Origin of the sequence: Mucilaginibacter mali, assembly GCF_013283875.1 — a bacterium.
In the GTDB taxonomy this organism is placed as follows: Bacteria; Bacteroidota; Bacteroidia; order Sphingobacteriales; family Sphingobacteriaceae; genus Mucilaginibacter; species Mucilaginibacter mali.
Map to the genome: position 1 here is coordinate 3333024 of NZ_CP054139.1, position 17068 is coordinate 3350091.

At 46.6% G+C, this 17068-nt stretch carries 14 protein-coding genes; 6 read left to right on the forward strand and 8 right to left on the reverse strand.

All coding sequences use genetic code 11. From position 1 onward, the window contains the following. Positions 1-44 precede the first annotated feature (44 nt). Entirely contained in the window at positions 45-2132 is a 2088-nt protein-coding gene (locus HQ865_RS13860) for a cellulose biosynthesis cyclic di-GMP-binding regulatory protein BcsB (protein ID WP_173415459.1), read from the reverse strand. Positions 2133-2152: 20 nt separating this feature from the next. Then, complete coding sequence (locus HQ865_RS13865; RefSeq protein WP_173415460.1) at positions 2153-3499, reverse strand: sensor histidine kinase; 1347 nt, start codon at positions 3497-3499, stop codon at positions 2153-2155. 60 nt (positions 3500-3559) lie between these two features. Here HQ865_RS13865 and HQ865_RS13870 point away from each other — a divergent pair, with 60 nt between their 5' ends. Beyond that, positions 3560-4696: a glycoside hydrolase family 5 protein gene (locus HQ865_RS13870; RefSeq protein WP_173415461.1), complete on the forward strand. Its 1137-nt coding sequence runs from the start codon at positions 3560-3562 to the stop codon at positions 4694-4696. Between the two features lie 492 nt (positions 4697-5188). Here HQ865_RS13870 and HQ865_RS13875 read toward each other — a convergent pair whose 3' ends face one another. From HQ865_RS13875 to HQ865_RS13885, 3 genes are all read right to left on the reverse strand, one after another. Then, positions 5189-5827 (reverse strand): immunity protein Imm33 domain-containing protein, encoded by a 639-nt coding sequence (locus HQ865_RS13875; protein ID WP_173415462.1) that lies wholly within the window; start codon positions 5825-5827, stop codon positions 5189-5191. After that, a complete protein-coding gene (locus tag HQ865_RS13880; RefSeq protein ID WP_173415463.1) occupies positions 5824-9291 on the reverse strand; it encodes a DUF6443 domain-containing protein in 3468 nt (1155 codons plus the stop codon). The genes HQ865_RS13875 and HQ865_RS13880 overlap by 4 nt, the downstream gene beginning before the upstream one ends. Positions 9292-9497: 206 nt before the next feature. Continuing rightward, complete coding sequence (locus tag HQ865_RS13885; protein ID WP_173415464.1) at positions 9498-10049, reverse strand: hypothetical protein; 552 nt, start codon at positions 10047-10049, stop codon at positions 9498-9500. A gap of 572 nt (positions 10050-10621) precedes the next feature. Here HQ865_RS13885 and HQ865_RS13890 point away from each other — a divergent pair. Then, on the forward strand, positions 10622-11854 hold the full coding sequence (locus tag HQ865_RS13890; protein WP_173415465.1) for a cytochrome-c peroxidase: 1233 nt from the start codon (positions 10622-10624) through the stop codon (positions 11852-11854). 441 nt (positions 11855-12295) lie between these two features. Here HQ865_RS13890 and HQ865_RS13895 read toward each other — a convergent pair whose 3' ends face one another. Genes HQ865_RS13895 through HQ865_RS13905 form a run of 3 tightly spaced genes read right to left on the reverse strand, consistent with a single transcriptional unit; the run spans position 12296 to position 14474 of the window. Beyond that, a complete protein-coding gene (locus HQ865_RS13895; protein WP_173415466.1) occupies positions 12296-13093 on the reverse strand; it encodes an outer membrane beta-barrel protein in 798 nt (265 codons plus the stop codon). Between the two features lie 30 nt (positions 13094-13123). Continuing rightward, on the reverse strand, positions 13124-13918 hold the full coding sequence (locus tag HQ865_RS13900) for a hypothetical protein (protein ID WP_173415467.1): 795 nt from the start codon (positions 13916-13918) through the stop codon (positions 13124-13126). Beyond that, complete coding sequence (locus HQ865_RS13905) at positions 13902-14474, reverse strand: RNA polymerase sigma factor (protein ID WP_173417809.1); 573 nt, start codon at positions 14472-14474, stop codon at positions 13902-13904. The genes HQ865_RS13900 and HQ865_RS13905 overlap by 17 nt, the downstream gene beginning before the upstream one ends. A gap of 117 nt (positions 14475-14591) precedes the next feature. On the opposite strand from HQ865_RS13905, the gene HQ865_RS13910 reads away from it, so the two are divergent. The 4 genes from HQ865_RS13910 to vapC all read left to right on the forward strand — a co-directional run bounded on the left by HQ865_RS13910 (position 14592) and on the right by vapC (position 17064). Further along, a complete protein-coding gene (locus HQ865_RS13910; protein ID WP_173415468.1) occupies positions 14592-15872 on the forward strand; it encodes a metal-dependent hydrolase family protein in 1281 nt (426 codons plus the stop codon). Between the two features lie 2 nt (positions 15873-15874). Next, entirely contained in the window at positions 15875-16411 is a 537-nt protein-coding gene (locus HQ865_RS13915; RefSeq protein WP_173415469.1) for a GNAT family N-acetyltransferase, read from the forward strand. 75 nt (positions 16412-16486) lie between these two features. After that, the gene (locus HQ865_RS13920; protein WP_173415470.1) at positions 16487-16666 is read left to right on the forward strand and encodes a type II toxin-antitoxin system VapB family antitoxin; all 180 of its coding nucleotides are present in this window, start codon (positions 16487-16489) and stop codon (positions 16664-16666) included. Next, entirely contained in the window at positions 16666-17064 is a 399-nt protein-coding gene (gene vapC, locus HQ865_RS13925; protein WP_202020388.1) for a type II toxin-antitoxin system VapC family toxin, read from the forward strand. Before HQ865_RS13920 ends, vapC begins: the two co-directional genes overlap by 1 nt. Positions 17065-17068: the final 4 nt, after the last annotated feature.

The window sequence follows — 17068 nt, forward strand, 5'->3', positions numbered from 1 at the left end:
CGCCTGTGAACGGGGAATGTTGTTTGATAATTTAAATGCGGGTATTAGTCGTTAACAATATCCTGCGAGCGTTGTACCCTTGAACGTACGTACAGGAATGACAACAATATCAATATCAATATACCCAACAGGATGTACAGGTTGTAGCTTTCCCAAAAACGCGACAGCGCGCTCTTGGTATCCACATACTCCAGGTTCTCGCTCGATTTGCTGATGTTGAACAGGTATTTATTACCGTTAACATCAGATATACAAACGTTGCTCGAAAGGGTCGACAACTGCTCGGTGATTGATTTTGATACCGACAGGAACGCGTCGGCAAGGTGTGTGCCGGTAGCGGTCATCACCATGGTGGCATTATTGGCGCGGCCATAAAATATCTGCGCCAAACCGTTGGAGGTCGAGTCGGACAGGGAGTATACCACCTGGTTATTATCGTTATTATACAGGCGGAACTTCTCGTTAAATTTTATCGGCGCATCCGGAAATTCGCCCAGCAATTTATCATTGCGCTGCAACAGGGCAATGATATTATACTTTTTAATATCGCTGGTGCTGATATCGGTTGAATATTCAAATACCGGGAAATTGTTAGCGTTGATGTTGTTATTCAACTCGTAAACCACCTCGCCCATCGCGGCGGCAGCGTATTTAGCAAAATCCTTGCTCACCACAATACGGGTCGATCCGGAGTTAAACGCTTCCGGATATTGGTAGAAGCTCAGGTCGTTGGTGATGAACGGGTTTTTCGATTCCAGATACGATTTATCAACATCTATCTCGGCAAAGAAGTTGGTAAAGCTGTTCATACAGTTACCGCTGCTTGGGTAAAAGCGAAACTCGGCTTCAAGCGTATTGTATTTGTGGTGCTGGTAACGGTTAATAGTAACCGATGTTTTCAGCTTGCCCGATGCATCCAGCTTTTCGCTGTTGATCAGCATACCGTTCAGATAGATATTAAAGAAGCCGCGGTCGTTAGCATTAAGGCTGCTATAGTTGGCCGTAATGCTGATCTCCACCTCTTTGGGCGTAAAGCTAAAATCGCTGTTCTTAAAGTTATACGAACTTTTTAACGAACCGATACCCGACATAAAGTTGGTTACGCCACCAATTTGCTTCAGGGTAAGTTTAGAGCGGTTAGCATCGATGGTTTTAAAGAAAGTATTCTCGGCATGGTCTATCAGCAGGTAATCGCCAAAGGTTGAGTTAAGGATGTTCATGTTACCCAGCGCGGTGATGGTTTTTTCGTAACCCTCATCGCCGGCACCGGTAACAAATAATATTTCGCCCGGTACCGTCAGGTTTTCAATGGTGCGCACAGCTACCAGGTGGCCTCTTACATCCTGCATTTTAATAACGCTATCGGTAACGTTCAGCACGCGTTTGCTCAGGTAAAACAAACCCTGGTTTGGCTGCGGCGATACCTTTATCAGCGCGCGTTGCGCGGCAGGCATTTTGTTATAATCGCCAACCATAATGTAATTGCGCACGGTATCCGGCACTTTATCAGCTTCAAAAACCTGTATGTTTTTAATATCGGTCTTCTTCATCCTGGCGTAAGCCCAGGCCACCGCTTTCAAATCTTTCAGCGTTGGGTTAACCGGGTAAACAATAGCCCTTTTTGAATCGAAACAATTGGCGATATTAATATTGGTGAAGAAATTTTTGGTATTACGGTTTAACGACAGGTATGAATAGCCCTTTATCTTGATCCACATAGCCGGGTTATCCAGGTCGCGGCATTTATCATCCGAGATGTTCAGCAGGGTTTTTACCTGCACCTTCAGGTATTTGCCATCGTTAGACAGGTCGTTACGGGTAAGGTCGACCGTTACTTTTTGGATCGAATCCTTTGTTAACCTGCCGCTATATACCGGTTTATCGGCCACAATAACGTTAACAAACGAGTTATTGAAAACCAGCGCGCGCGATGGCTCAAAGTAAATCACCAGCTTGCTTCCCTGCATCTCTACCAGCGGATCGATCTTAAAGAAGAAAGCCGTAGAGCCGCTCATGCCATTAATAGCCTCATCATCGTGCCCGTACGATTTAAATGATGATATCACTTGTGCCGATGCCGGCAATTTTGACAGGAGGAGTATAAATGCCAAAAAGGTTAAAAATCTGTTCATCTGGTTTATGTGAAAATTAATTAGTTGATTACGTAAAACTCTACTCTGAAATAATTACCGTTCTCGTCGCTCTTATAGGTAAGTTCGCCACCCAGTTCGCGGGTCATCAGCTTAGCTATCGATAAACCCAAACCCAGCCTGCTTTCCATATGGCCCGAGGCATCGTTAAGTGTTTTTAGCTTGTTGAACATCATATCCAGTTCTTCCTGCCCAATGGCCACGCCTTCATCAATCACTTCAAATACAAAGCGCTGGCGCTGCAGGCTGGTTACCACCTTAATGTTATTATTGGTTTGCGAAAATTTGATACTGTTTGAAAGGATGTTCTGGAAGATCTGCCCGGTAAATACCTTGTCTAGTTTCACATTAAGCGGCAGCTTCAGGATATTATCTACCAGGTGAATGTTCTTCATCAGCGCGGTTTCAACCAGGCCCTTAAACACGTTTTGCACCTCGGCATTAATATCAAATATCTCCAGGTTAAACTTCAACTCCGGCGATTCGATCTCCTTCACGTCCATCAGCTTATTCAGCATGTACTGCATCTTATCGGCCGATTCGCCAATGTATTGCACAAACTCGCGCTGATCTGAACTTAAGCGGTAATCCTCTTCCTTCACCATGTTATTACTCATAATAACCGAACCGATCAGGTTCTTCAGGTCGTGGCCGGCAATATTGATAAAGCTGTTCTTTTGCTCGTCCAGCTTGCGCAGGCGGTCGTACTGCATATCGATGATGCCGTTTTTTTCGGCGATATCGTGGTTTTGGATCTTCAGCTGCTCGTTCGATTTTTCGATCAGGATCTGCGAACGCACATCACGTTCGATCACCTTGTAACGGGCATTGGGGATCAGGCACGAGATGAACAGGATAATAACAAAGTATTGCCCGCCGTTATTAACTACCAGGTCCAGATTGTAATTGCTTAGCGCGTTGAAGAAAATGGCCAGCAGCATAATGGCGATCAAGCCTTGTATCACCGAGTTGATAGGCTCCCAAAACACCTGCAGGTTAAAAAACAGGATGATGACCGAATAGGTAAGGAAATAAATAGTGAGCCGTTGATCGTTTACAATATTACAAAGCAGGGCTGATATTACCGAGAGCAGGAAAAAGCTGATATGGAGCAGTACCCGGTAATCGTACTTGCGGTTTTGGAAAAAGGTGTATAAACCCAGTATCACCAGCACGGTGATGATACGCACGATAAGGAACTGGATCCAGATATCGGGCGAGTAGATGAAATCAATAATACTAAATATAGGGTAAAGAAAAATAATAGTCCAGATAATATTATTGGTTTGGTACCAGGCCTTCTTATTTACTTCTTTTGAAAACTCTTCTTTAGTTATTTGAACAAACATTAGTACTATTGTTTAGATTAGGGTAAAGATCAGTTAACAGCTTCTACGGATGAAATATAGATGAAAAAATTTAATTATAAAACCCGGTCATTACATCCCCCGGCTGCAACGCTGATCATGCTATTCATAATGGCCTTATTGTGGCAAAATGCAAAAAGCAGTCCAACATTTCCGCCCGGCAGGCAAATAGCTTTTAACCGCGCGAAATCGCTTGATAACGGCATCAGCGTATCGTGGTTGGAACAAACCTGGAACAAGGATGTTTTGCAGATTGACGGCTTAAAGGAGGCCGACCTGAAATTACTTAAAACCTTAGGTTTTAAGAGTATCAGGCTACCGGTAGCTTTCAGATATTTTGAACAAAATAACATCAACCTCAATAGTGTACTCTCCCGCGTAGATGCAGCGTGGGAGCTTTGCCGAAAATACGGGTTTAAACTGATAATAGATTATCATTATGGCGATTTAGCTGATAATAACTTCACAACCAGCACGAATAATATTATTAATACCTGGACCATAATAGCCAAAAAGTATAAAAATAAAGCCGAAGACGATCTGTTTTTTGAATTGTATAACGAACCCCCGCCCATTAACCCGCAGGTATGGAAGGATGCCGCCTATAATATGGTTACCGCTGTACGCAAGATTGACGATAAGCGCACCCTGCTGATCGGCGCATCAAACTATAACAGTATTTACGAGTTGAGTCGTTTTGTGCGCCTGAGCGATGAGAACATTATTTACACCTTCCATTTTTACGAACCTTTTTTATTTACCCACCAGGGTGCCGAGTGGGTTGGCGACCAAATGGCAACCACCGGGGTTCCGTTTCCATACAGTGTAGATAAATTTCCCCAATTAAACCCCAAAGCAAAAGGCACCGCCGGGCAGGATAATTACAACAAATACCACCTTGACGGCAACGAAGGATCGGTACACGATAAGCTACAAATTATAAAGGCATGGGGCGATAAATATGGCGTCCCCATTATTTGCGGCGAATATGGCAGCTACGATAAGGCCGACGCCAACAGCCGGTGCCGCTACACCAAAACCGTGCGATATTACCTAAAGCAGTTAGGCATCCCCGGTATCCTGTGGGATTATAACACAAACTTCTCCATCTTTAACGGCGAACCATCGCTGGAGCATCTGAGCGATTGCATGAGGGATGCGATTGGGTATCGGGATTGATGACAAGACTGTCGTTCTATAACCCTCGTCCAGCATATTGCCGGTAGATGTGGCCGTTACTAAACGGTTCGGCTTAGCGTATGGATATTCCGGGAATACTGACCAACACATTCCGTAAGTTTCAGATCATGGAAATGCGTTTAACAATAGCGAAAATCCAATTTGATAATCAAGAGATTATCCTGATCAAAGTGTCCCGGAATTAGTTTTTCCTAATTTCAGAATATAGTGGTCAATATGACCAGAATTTCCATGTATTGATAAACATAATTACCGCCGCCATTGGGTACTGCCCGGCCTTCTTCGGTAGCGATGAACTCTACATTGCCGTTGTGGTAGGTGATCCCATCGATATACTTCCAGGTGCCGTCCGCTGCTTAGCTAAATGTAAAAGCCCGGCTTGTGGCCGGGCTTGGTATGATGGCTACATAGTCGTCCGAAGTCAGAGACGTTCGGACAGCAGGCTTCGGAGAACTGGTAGTTAATACATAATCACACCAGCACATCGCTATCAAACCAAACGTCAGGTTTATCCGCTGCATAAAATCGAAATCCTGGAGGCAAAGCTAAGTATCTCATAATATCCGACCTTTTAAAGGCAACATGATAATAATGAATTGTCTGCAATGACTTTACATCACCATCATACAAATCTGTGGTAAGCCACCATCCTGTCATATGGGTGGGTGATGGGTAACGGACGGCATTAATTACATCATTATCTAAAACACCTTTCGAAACAACAATCATTTGACTAAATGTAGGAAACAGAGGTGCCGCGTTGTGCTTATTACATTCATTAATCTGGTCAATTACGACTTTAATTGAATAATCAGCGCCTTCCACAAATCCATTCCCGTTACTTGTAAGTTCATGAATATTTATTCTACTGTCAACATCAATTATGAATTTTAATAACCATGAATGATAAGTTATAGTTTGATCCGCTTTGATTTGAGGTTTATTGTCAATAATATAGTCAATTAAGTAGGATAATAACTTTATATATTCTGACTCGTCGTGTATTTGAGTTAAAACACTTAATTCAAAATCAATAAACTTCTTTAACCCATGCGTTATTAAGTATCGTTCTTGAGATATTATTTGTATATTCCTTATAGTATTCATCATTTATTATCCAGAGTTTTATTTGCTTTCAAAATTATACTTATTGTACCACCTTGCGACCTGCTACATCCTATACATTGCGGAAAGAGTAATTGCGATGTACCGTCAGGAACAAGGGCACTTGACGGTTGATGGTCTGGCACAAAGTTACCACTTTTTGTGCCAGGAATTTTTGTACCGCAAGTGTGGCATCCAGTATCGTATCCAATTTTATTAATAGCATCTCTTTCTTCTTTGGTAAATACTTGCGCCTTTCCTCTTGCTGGGATTGACTGCCCGGCATATGGCCCAGGTTCCAATGTACTAACTTTTGCGTCTGCAATCGCATCTGTGGTCGCTACAGGAATTGGTGCTATTTCGGGCGTTCCAGCGAAGGGAATTTTACCGCCAAGAGTGAGTCCAGCAACAACCGTTGCGGCGTCTGTGGTACTTTCACTTATTACTCTTGCTTTATCAAAACCGCTGCCGTTTTGTACAGTATTTACTTTGTCATATATGCTAAGCGCCATGTCACCCGCTACATCTGCTGCACCTTGGGGGGTTTGCGTTTTAACAAATAATTGTGCTGCGGGTATTGGATTGATTATCCCTGCAATTGTATTCTTGACTGAAGTTGCTATCCCAAGTACAGCTCCGGATGCTTTAGCGGTTGTACTATTAGGGTTTTGTGCTACAGATGCTGACAAATCTGCTACCAGTTGAAATGGAACCCCCTCAAGGCCCTCTAAATCAACATTTGAAACTGGATTGTTAGAGCATGTTTGGTAGGTTGTTAATTGAGAGAATTTCTCCGCCAGCGGATCCACACTGGTCCACCTGCCAATCACCGGGTCATAGAACCTCGCGCCGTAATCGTATTGGTTAGCAAGGTCAGTCTGCAACTCCTTGCCATTATAAAGGTAGCGATTATTGATGGCATCATACAAACCATGGCGCAGGCCGAAGCTGTAATACTCATCCTCCTGCAATACCGTCGCCGTGCCGCTGTTGTTGTAGAAGGTAGAGCGCACGTTCCCCAAATGGTCTTTCAGGTTGTATTGGTAGATGTAGTTACCGCCGCCATTGGGTACCGCCCGGCCTTCTTCGGTAGCGATGAACTCTACATTGCCGTTGTGGTAGGTGATCCCGTCAATATACTCCCAGGTGCCGTCGTTGGTCGCGATACTGGTATTGCTCAGTTTCCTGCCGGTAGCATCGTAGGTGTAATTGGCCAGTTCGGTGCTGCCGTTGCGTACTTTGCGCGGCAGGTTCAGCAGGTTGTAGTCGATAGTTTTGCTGCCGCCATCGCTGGTGGCATTGCCGTTGCCGTCGTAGGCGTAGCTCCTTGTGGTGAAATTTGTGCCACTTACGCCGGTCAGCTGGTTGCCGGTATAGCCATAAGTGAGGCTGCTGTAGCTTTGCCCGCCGCGGGTAAGGGCGGTGATATTGCCCATTACATCGTAGGTCAGGCCTTCGTCCAGCGTATTGCCGGTTGAGGTGGCATTGGTCAGCCTGTTCAGCTGATCGTAGGTGTAAGTAAAACTCTTGCTGCCGCTGTAAGTACCGCTGTACAGCATTTTGCTGATATTGCCATTGTATTGTTTGCCGGTGGAGGGGCTTTCGTAGTATAATTCCTCGTTAAACAAATTGCCGCTGCTGCTAATGGTGCCAAGCCAGCCCCGCGGGTTATAGGTGTAGCCCAAATTTTGCAAAAAGCTGGCGCCATTATTGGTGCTGTGCAGGCCTTTTATCCTCAGCTGGCCAAGTTCGTTGTACAGGTTAACGGCAATAAGCGTAATGGGGTTGGTGGTGCTCCCCGAAACGATCTCTTCGTACAGGGCAACCCGGCGGCCCATGTGGTCGTAATAAAACACGTTACCTACAGCCAGTGGTACCGCATAATTCACTACATGGTAACGGCTGTTCGCTACCACCTGGTCGTTAAAATCATATGTGGGCAAGTTCACATCGTAATTGCCCGTGCTGTAAGCTGCCGCACCGCCCAGGTAATGCTGTTTGCTGGTTTGGGCCACGCGGCCTTCGGCATCATAATGGCTTACTGTCCACAACTGATCGCCGGATGTGCCATCCGGCTTTATGGTAGTGATCAGGCTGCCGGTAGGCATGCCCCTCGGCGTGGCCATGGTACCACTGCCCCAGGGGCCGTAGGCGTAGCCCGGGAAAGCGTAAGTGTCATAAAAGTTATTGCTCAGCGTACTTATCCAGCTGGCGGGCCAGGTATTGTTGGTATAGCCATAGCCCGAGGTGGTGGCCGCTTCCCAAAGGGTAGTTTGCGCATCTACAACGCTTTGCACTGCGGCACGATCTGCACTGCCGGTGCCCACTATGCCCGTCAGCACTACCCTGCCCAGGGCATCGTACTTGCTGAACAGCCACTGGTTGTTCACCCGCTGGTTGCTGTCCTGCGTGGCTACCACCTGATCAAGGGTGTTATACACCACAAAGTCCCAGCCCTTGCCCGGCAGCTTCTTTTCGGTCAGCCGCCCCCGGCCGTCGTAACGGTACTGGTAGCAAAAGTTACTGAGCGTGGTACCGCTGATAGCCCCCGTGGCATCGGGAGCAGCACCGGGTGGCAGTACATAAGCCAAAAGGCCTTTATCATCGTATACGTAATAGGTAGAAAGGATCTCCAGCGTGCTGCTTTTCCAGTTGAACGTCCGTTTCAGTACTACGCGGCCGGCCTTGTCTTTGTATTCTTCTACCGTGCCGGCCCGGCCGCTTTGCCAGTTCTCGTCTTTGCTGATCGTTACACTCAGCTGGTTGGCGCCGTATACGGCGGTATTGCTGCCGGCCCGGTTCAGCGTGCGGCTGCCGTTGCTGTTAATGGCGGCGGTATACAGGGCTACGATGCGGGTACCAGACGTATCGCTTAGCGCGGTGTTGTTGTTATTGGCATAGGCCATTTTTACGGTATGCCCGCTACCCGTGATACTGCCGCTGTAGGGTTGCCAGGCATTGCCGGGGGCGCCCTGTTCTACCGGCCTTTGCAATGGCGAAAGTTCGAACACGGTTACTGCGTAGGGCGTGGTGGTAGGGGCATAGCTTTGCCCGGTGATCTGGTAAAAGCTGTACTGCTGGCTGCCGGTATAGCCGCCGGTGCCGCTCAGGGCGGTGCCCTGGTACATGCCGGCCGTGGTGGGTGTTACGCTGTAGGGCTGGTATTTGATGGGTTCGCGGCCAAACTGGTCGTAGGCCTGGGGCTGCACCAGGTCCTGCCCGTTAGGGCTGCCGTATACCTGCACGGTTTGGATGGGCCTGCCCAGCCCGTCTAAATATTGGATGGTGCTTTGCACCGAATCTTTATTGGTGGTCAGCGTATCCAGCCGGCCCGTGGTTTTGATGACTGTTCGGGGTACCCGCGTGCGCACATAGTTTTGCGCGGTGCTTTGCCCGTAGGTATATGCAACTATGCCCAGCAGCAGTAGGGTAAACAAACCGGAGATCCGGAGAAGTGATACGATTTTCACAGCGACAGGTTTAGATGTATGGGTATTTCGATAGCCGGCCTTACTGATCGGTCTGTAAGGCTAACCTCTTTAAAGATATGGATTATGGGAGAAATTATTCCTATACCGCCTATGTTTTTTTAAAGTTAATTAATGCCTCATATCCCACAAATCTCTTGGAGGGCGCTGCGCACACATGCAAAGAATTATTTTAACAATCCACCAGTTTAGTAATTTTCCAAAAACTCATCTATCACATCTTCGCTATCCAAATTCTGAATGGCGTTTGCCAGTTTATATTGACCTTTAGCTACCGCGACGGCCGTTAGCGCAGCTGAGGTTGTACTTAAATCCCAATCTTTTGATAAGATACCTGCAGCAAGTTGTGCAAGGTCTGCAATGGCCTTATTATAATCAGCAATAAGCGCCTTGGGTAATTCGGGGTTGTTAGTCTGATGGCGCTGTATTTCGATAAGGGAAACTAAACCTAACACATTAAAATCAACGATCCCGTTTCCCTGCGCGATGCGTATCAAATGCGGCACAGCGTAGTACGATGCCAGGCCAACATCTCCCTGGTGATGCAATCCATCCCACAATTCCTGGTAAATCACATCCGCGTCTGTTGCATTATTCGCCGTTTCTAATTTTTTCAGTGCAACCGATGCATCATAAACAGAGCCATGATACCCGCCTTCAAGTTTCGCCCAGGCGGGATCATTTAAGGTTAACAAGGGATAATTTATTTTTTCCTTTGGAAAGAAGTCTCCGAGTTTCATTAGTTATATAATTTATATAAAGCTAAAAATTTATTAGTAACAGTGCCGACATTGGGCTAAAGCCCTCAAATAAAATTCCAGTATCCGTTGGCTAAAGCCAACGGCAATAAACTAACGCTTATGTTCATAACCGTCTCTTGAAAAAGGACGGCTATCGGCCAGGTGAGCAATTGGCTTTTAGCCAAACCAATCATGCCAATTACAGCGCAACCTCTCCGCGTTGAGGGATGGAAGCGGATACCGGCCCTGTGGCTAAGGCCCGTGCAGTATGAGCGGACAGCCCGGGCCGCAGGCAACGCCATAATAGTCATTAGTCATTCCGCTGCGCTGTCATTACACTTCGTTGTCATTGGGTCATTCGCTGCACTGCCATTGGGGTTACCGGCAAAAGGACGTACCCATTCATCGATACCCTCCCTATAACCGTATCTTAAACATTTAATTATCAAGCCTTTTCGTCGGCACATTTTGCCTGATTGCCGATACATCTATGCCATGGTACCCAAAGTATCCACAACTTCACATTGTATTTGATGCCGTACATCAATGCACCAATTTTAACCTGCTTTACTATGAACCACAAACAATTACTGGCAGTAATTGCCCTGGCAATTATTGCCCTTTGCGCCGCCGAAGCCTGCAAAAAGGAGAGCAACTCCACCCCCGCCACATCGGGCACCAATACCAACCTTGGCATGAGCACCACTACGCCGGCCACCGCCGTGCAAACCACCTTTGGCAGCAATATCGATCTGAACAACTTAGAGAACTACGCCGCGCAGGCCATCCCCGCCTACATTAACCGCGATAATGGCCGGGCCAACCCCATCACCAATAAGGGTGCTACGCTGGGCCGGGTGCTGTTTTATGATAAGGCGCTGTCGGTTAATAATACCATTGCCTGCGGCAGTTGCCACAAGCAAGACCTTGCCTTTGGCGATAATGTGTTGCAAAGCATTGGCGTTAACGGACTCACCACCCGCCACTCTATGCGGTTGGTGAATGCCCGCTTTGCGCAGGAGGTCAGCTTTTTTTGGGATAAACGTGCCGCCACGCTGGAAGACCAAACCACGCAGCCCATCCAAAATCATAACGAAATGGGTTACAGCGGCCAAAATGGCGACCCGGATATTACCGCGTTGGTAGCCAGGCTACAGGGTATTGGCTATTACAAGCAACTGTTTGCCTTTGTATATGGCGATGCCACCGTTACCGAGGCCCGCATTCAACTGGCGCTGGCGCAGTTTATCCGCAGCATCCAGTCGTTCGATAGCCGGTTTGATGCCGGAATGGCCTCGGTAAATAACATTAATGCCGATTTCCCTAACTTCACCACACAGGAAAATTTGGGCAAGTCGCTGTTTATTAACCCGCCATCGCCGCCGGGCACCGTGGTTACCGGCGCGGGCTGCCAAACTTGTCACCGCGCGCCTACGTTCGATATCGACCCAAATTCGCGCAATAACGGCGTCATTGGCGTAGCCGGCAGCACCACGCTGATCGATATCACCAACACCAACCCGCCATCGCTACGTAACGTGGTAAATGCCGCCGGCCGGCCCAACGGCATGTATATGCATAATGCGGCATTCGGCAACCTGCAGGGTGTGATCGATCATTACAACCAGATCCCCTTTGATGCCCGCAATACCAATTTAGATAACCGGTTGTTCAGGGGTACGCAGGGCCAAACACTGCGCCTGAGCCAGGCACAAAAGGATGCCATTATTGCCTTTTTAGGCACTTTGAGCGGCAATGATGTGTACACCAATAAAAAGTGGGGGAATCCGTTCGTGACAAATTAGGTTGATGAATTTAACCACAGAGAACACGGAGGTTTCACAGAGCGCACAGCGGCATTTGCAGGATTTGATTATGCGGAGGATTTTCCGTATATTGTATAGTCCTACGCGCGTACAGCTAATCTTATTGTACGATCCTGCAAAACACATTTCTAAATTTCGGGTAAAATTAGTTGTTTTTATTAGTAAAACAACCTGTTTGCAGGGATAAAATGGGGCAAATGCTCTTTGAAATTGATCACACAGCTACCTATTAAAGGCAAAGAGCACCTTTTTAAGTTGATTTTGGTATTATTTACTGTATCATAAACATAAAGTAGATATACGGCTAATTTTACGCCTAAAAAGGTTTTTCATGATAAGATTCTACAGTCGGCAAGTCAATAATGATAAAACAAAAAGGCCGCTCTTGCGGGCAGCCTCTTCAATTTATGATGGGTCGGTTTAGAAACCTACGGTAAAGCCGATGGACGCGTTCTTTAAGCCTTTTTGAGCAACGGTGTTGAACATATCGTTAAAATAGTACTTAGCGAAGATCCCCATGCTGCCATGACCAACACGCAGTACGCCACCGTAACGGAACTTGGTGAAGTGGTAATCGTAGTTCATCTTCTGCTTGCCATTCTCATCACTGATCTGTTTTACACGGCCGGTCAGCAACACGCCAAACTCGGGGCCTAAAACGTAGTGCCACTTCTTGCCGTTATCATCGTCCTTGCTGCGGAAATCGAACATCACCGGGATGCGCAGGTAGGCAGATGAGAAGCGGTTCTTATCGTAGTCGATATTATCATTGGTATACTTCAGGCCACTCATGTCGGGTGTGCGCTGTATGGTAATATCCTCACGCAGGCGGATCAGTTCCCAATCGAAACCACCGGCAACATACATTTTAAAAGCGGGGCTAAACCGGTATCCAGCCTGGAAAACATCGAAGCCTACGTTGCTGGTTTTCCATGAGCGGTAGCGCAAAAATTCGTTAGTTGGTGACAGGCGGGTGCTACCGTTATCGATCAGGGCAGTTAAACCCAGGTCGAAGCGTGAAAAGGTTAACCCCATGCTAAAGCCTGGTTTTTTAGAGCGGCGCTTAGCTGTGCTATCGCGGTTATTCTCCTTAAGGCCGAAGCTAAAGTTGTATTCCTTTTTATGTTTGGTGCTATCGGTTGCAGGTTTATTAGCATCCTGTGCAAACAGTCCGGTTGCTGCCGCGCCAAGTAGGGCGGTAAAAATTAAGCGTTTCATGTTATATGGAATTAGATATGTTAGATTGAATTATTTTTGTTTTTTCACTTTAATAATGCCCAGGTTTATGCCGGTAATGGCATCGCCCTCGTCGGTATCGGTAAACTCAATGATCTTGTCGTCGCGTTTATCAACCGCTGCAATCACCTTGTTTAGGAAGCCGCCTAAGCCTGTTACTTTGCGTTTTTTAGCTACCGGCTGCTCCTCGCCCTCTTTTGTTGTTGGAACGGCTGCGATAACATCCGGTTTAACGGTTGGCACCGTGGTATTATCCACTATCTTCACATCTGGTATCGCCGGGTTCGGAACTGCCTTCACTTTTTCTACCTGGGTATTATTAGCTATCAAAGCCTGTTGCTGCGGGTCAGGCGCCTGTGTTTTAACAGGATCTGTTGGTTTAGTAACTACATCGGGAGTACTAACATTAACCGGTTGCACTTTAGATGTATGTTTACCCACATTGGCTATTTGCTGTACCGGCTGTGGTTTCACAACTGCCGGTTTCACATTTACACTTGGATCAACTTGCGCTGCCGGTGTAGCATCGGGCTTAATAACATCCTCATGTTTAACTATTGGTACAACGGCTACCTTCGGTCCTTTTGTACCTTGAACAGACTGTTGTTTAGGCATGAAATATAAACCTGCCCCGATAAGCACAGCTACACTGGCGGCTATCCTCAACATCGGGATTATGCTTCTGCGCTGTTGGGGAGCACCCATCTCGCGGCTGATACTATCCCAAACATGTGCTGATGGCTCCATCTCCAAACCTTCCAGTTTTGAGCGGAATAGGTTATCCATCTCGTTATCTTGCATATTCATATCGGTTGCCCTCCAATTTTTCTATTTGTTCTTTTAATATACTCCGCGCCCTCGATAATTGCGATTTCGACGCGCCTTCTGTTATCCCGGCTATCTCGGCTATCTCTTTGTGCGAGTAGCCTTCCAGCGCATATAGGTTAAACACCATCCGGTAACCCGGCGATAGCTGCTGTATCAGCGCCATCAGGTCTTTGGCATCCAGGTTGGCGCTGGCTATGGGGTTAACAGGTATCTCGTGTCCCGATTCTTCCATGTCTACCACCTGCATCATTTTATGGTGCTTGCGATAATACTCTATCGAACTATGCACCATAATCCGCCTTACCCAACCTTCAAATGATCCGTCGCCCCTGTAATCCGCCAGTTTTTGGAATACTTTGATAAACCCGTTCTGCAGCATATCTTCAGCTTCCATCCTATCGGTGCCGTACCGCATGCAAACCGCCAGCATCTTGCCCGCAAACTGTTTGTAAAGCAGTTCCTGCGCGTTCCGCTCGCCCGCCTTGCAGCATGTGATCAGCTCTTCAGTAGTGATATGTTTTGGTTTTAAAAACATCATTTGAAGGTAAGATGAACGAAGTGCCCAAATGGTTGCATAAGGGTCGCAAAATATTTTTTAATAATTAAATAATGCTAAATTTAAGCCTTTAAGCCGTATATACACCCACCCTATATGAGAAAAGCCTTTTTGCTGATAGTTGCCTGCATCACTATGCTATCGACATCAGCACAAACCCGTCCAGCCGCCACCTATACCCTTTTAAAACCCGACCGCGTTTTCGACGGTACACAAATGCACAGCAACTGGGTAGTATTGGTTTATGGTAAACGCATCATGAGCGCGGGCGAGGCTGCTACTATACAGGTACCACCAGCGGCCAAGATAATCGAATTAAAAGGCATGACCCTTATGCCCGGCATGATCGAGGGGCACTCGCACATGTTTCTGCACCCCTATAACCAAACCCCGTGGAACGACCAGGTATTAATAGAAAGCCGTGCCGAACGTACCGCCCGCGCCGTAAACCATGTACGCGAAACGCTGATGGCGGGCTTTACATCCGCCCGCGATTTGGGTACTGAAGGGGCGATGTATGATGATGTGGGCTTAAAAGAAGCCATTAACAAAGGGGTGATCCCTGGTCCGCGGCTACAGGTGGCTACCCGGGCTATCGTGGCTACCGGTAGCTATGGACCTAAAGGTTATAACGATCAAACCGAAGCCGGCATCCCCAAAGGTGCTGAAGAAGCCGATGGTGTTGACGCGCTTACCCGGGTGGTACGGTCGCAAATTGGCAATGGCGCCGATGTGGTAAAACTTTATGCTGATTACCGCTGGGGCGCAAATGAAACGGCGGCACCAACTTTTACTGTTGATGAACTGAAACTGGCCGTGCAGGTGGCTTCAAGCAGTGGCAGGTACGTAGTGGTACATTCCAGTACCGAAGAGGGCATGCGCCGCAGCATTGAAGCCGGTGTGCGTACCATTGAACACGGCGACGGAGGAACGCCCGAACTATTTAAGCTGATGAAGGAAAAAGGCATAGCCCTGTGCCCAACCCTCAACGCCACCGAATCGATATCGAGCTACAAAGGCTGGAAAAAAGGCACCGACCCTGATCCAAGCGGCGTTAAGCAGAAACACAAGATATTTACCGACGCGCTGAAAGCCGGCGTTACCATTTGCATGGGCGGCGATGTGGGCGTATTTGCCCATGGCGATAATGCCAACGAGATGCTACTGATGGTAGAGTATGGCATGAAACCGTTGGATGTGCTGCGGTCGGCCACATCGGTGAACGCGCTGCAATTTGGCATGAAGAATTTGGGCGAGATAAAATCACTGTTCACCGCCGACCTGATTGCTGTAGATGGCGACCCATCTACCGATATTAAGGCGGTGAAACAGATAAAACTGGTAATGAAGGATGGTGTAATTTATAAACAGCCCTAAAAATGACCATCGATTTAAACCCATTCCCGGTACTGGCAACAGACCGGCTTGTATTGCGTAAGCTAGACCTATCGGATAACGAAGCATTGTTAAAGCTACGCTCGGATGAAAGCGTGAACCGTTATCTCGACCGACCACCAACTAACAGTATCGCCGATGCTGAAGCTTTCATACATAAGATAGCCGCTATCATACAAAACCAACACGGCATCTATTGGGCCATCACCCTGAAAGATGAAGATGCGCTTATCGGCACTATCTGCTTTTGGAATTTTAATCACGAAAAACGAATGGCTGATATTGGCTATGAACTTATGCCTCAATACCAGGGACAGGGGTTTATGCAGGAAGCACTTGCCAAAGTCTTAGCCTACGCGTTCGATACCATGCAGTTGAAGGTTATTACCGGGCTTATACATCCGGAAAATGAAAGATCCATACAAGCGCTAAAGCGGAATGGTTTTATTTTGGATAAAACCAATGAAATTGTGAGTAAAGAAGATGCGGGTGTAGAAGCCGTTTATGTGCTGAATAAATAATATCCTGTAGTAATAAAAATTTAATCCAGCATCATTTTTACGTATATTTGTGTATAAAATTTAATTTTTAGGTGTATGAGAACTAATATAGATATAGACGATGCATTGATGCTGAAGGCGCAAAAATTAAGCAAGTTAAAAACCAAAAAAGACGTAGTTGAAAACGCGTTAAAAATATATGTGCAACTTGAAAATCAAAAAAAACTGCTGGAGCTAAGAGGCAAAGTAGAGATAGACGACGAAGCGTATAAATAATGGAGCAGATATTAATTGACACCTCTGTCTGGATAAACTTCTTTAAAAACATTAAAACACCGGCTTGCGATTTCTTAGAAAACAATATCGGTAATATGATCATTACTACTTGCCCAACTATAACACAAGAAGTATTGCAAGGAATAGTATCTGATAAGGAAGAGAAAAAGATAAAGGCATACTTTGACAGCTTTGACCGACTGGTTGAAGAACCTTATCAAATCGCCATGGAAGCAGCAGAATTATACAGGTATTTGAGGAAGCATGGGGTCACAATAAGAAAACCTAACGATTGCCTTATAGCAATGTATGCCATAAAAAACAATATCCGTTTATTAAATGATGACCGGGATTTTACGTTTATAGCCGACCATACAGCATTGAAACTTGTTGAATAATGGG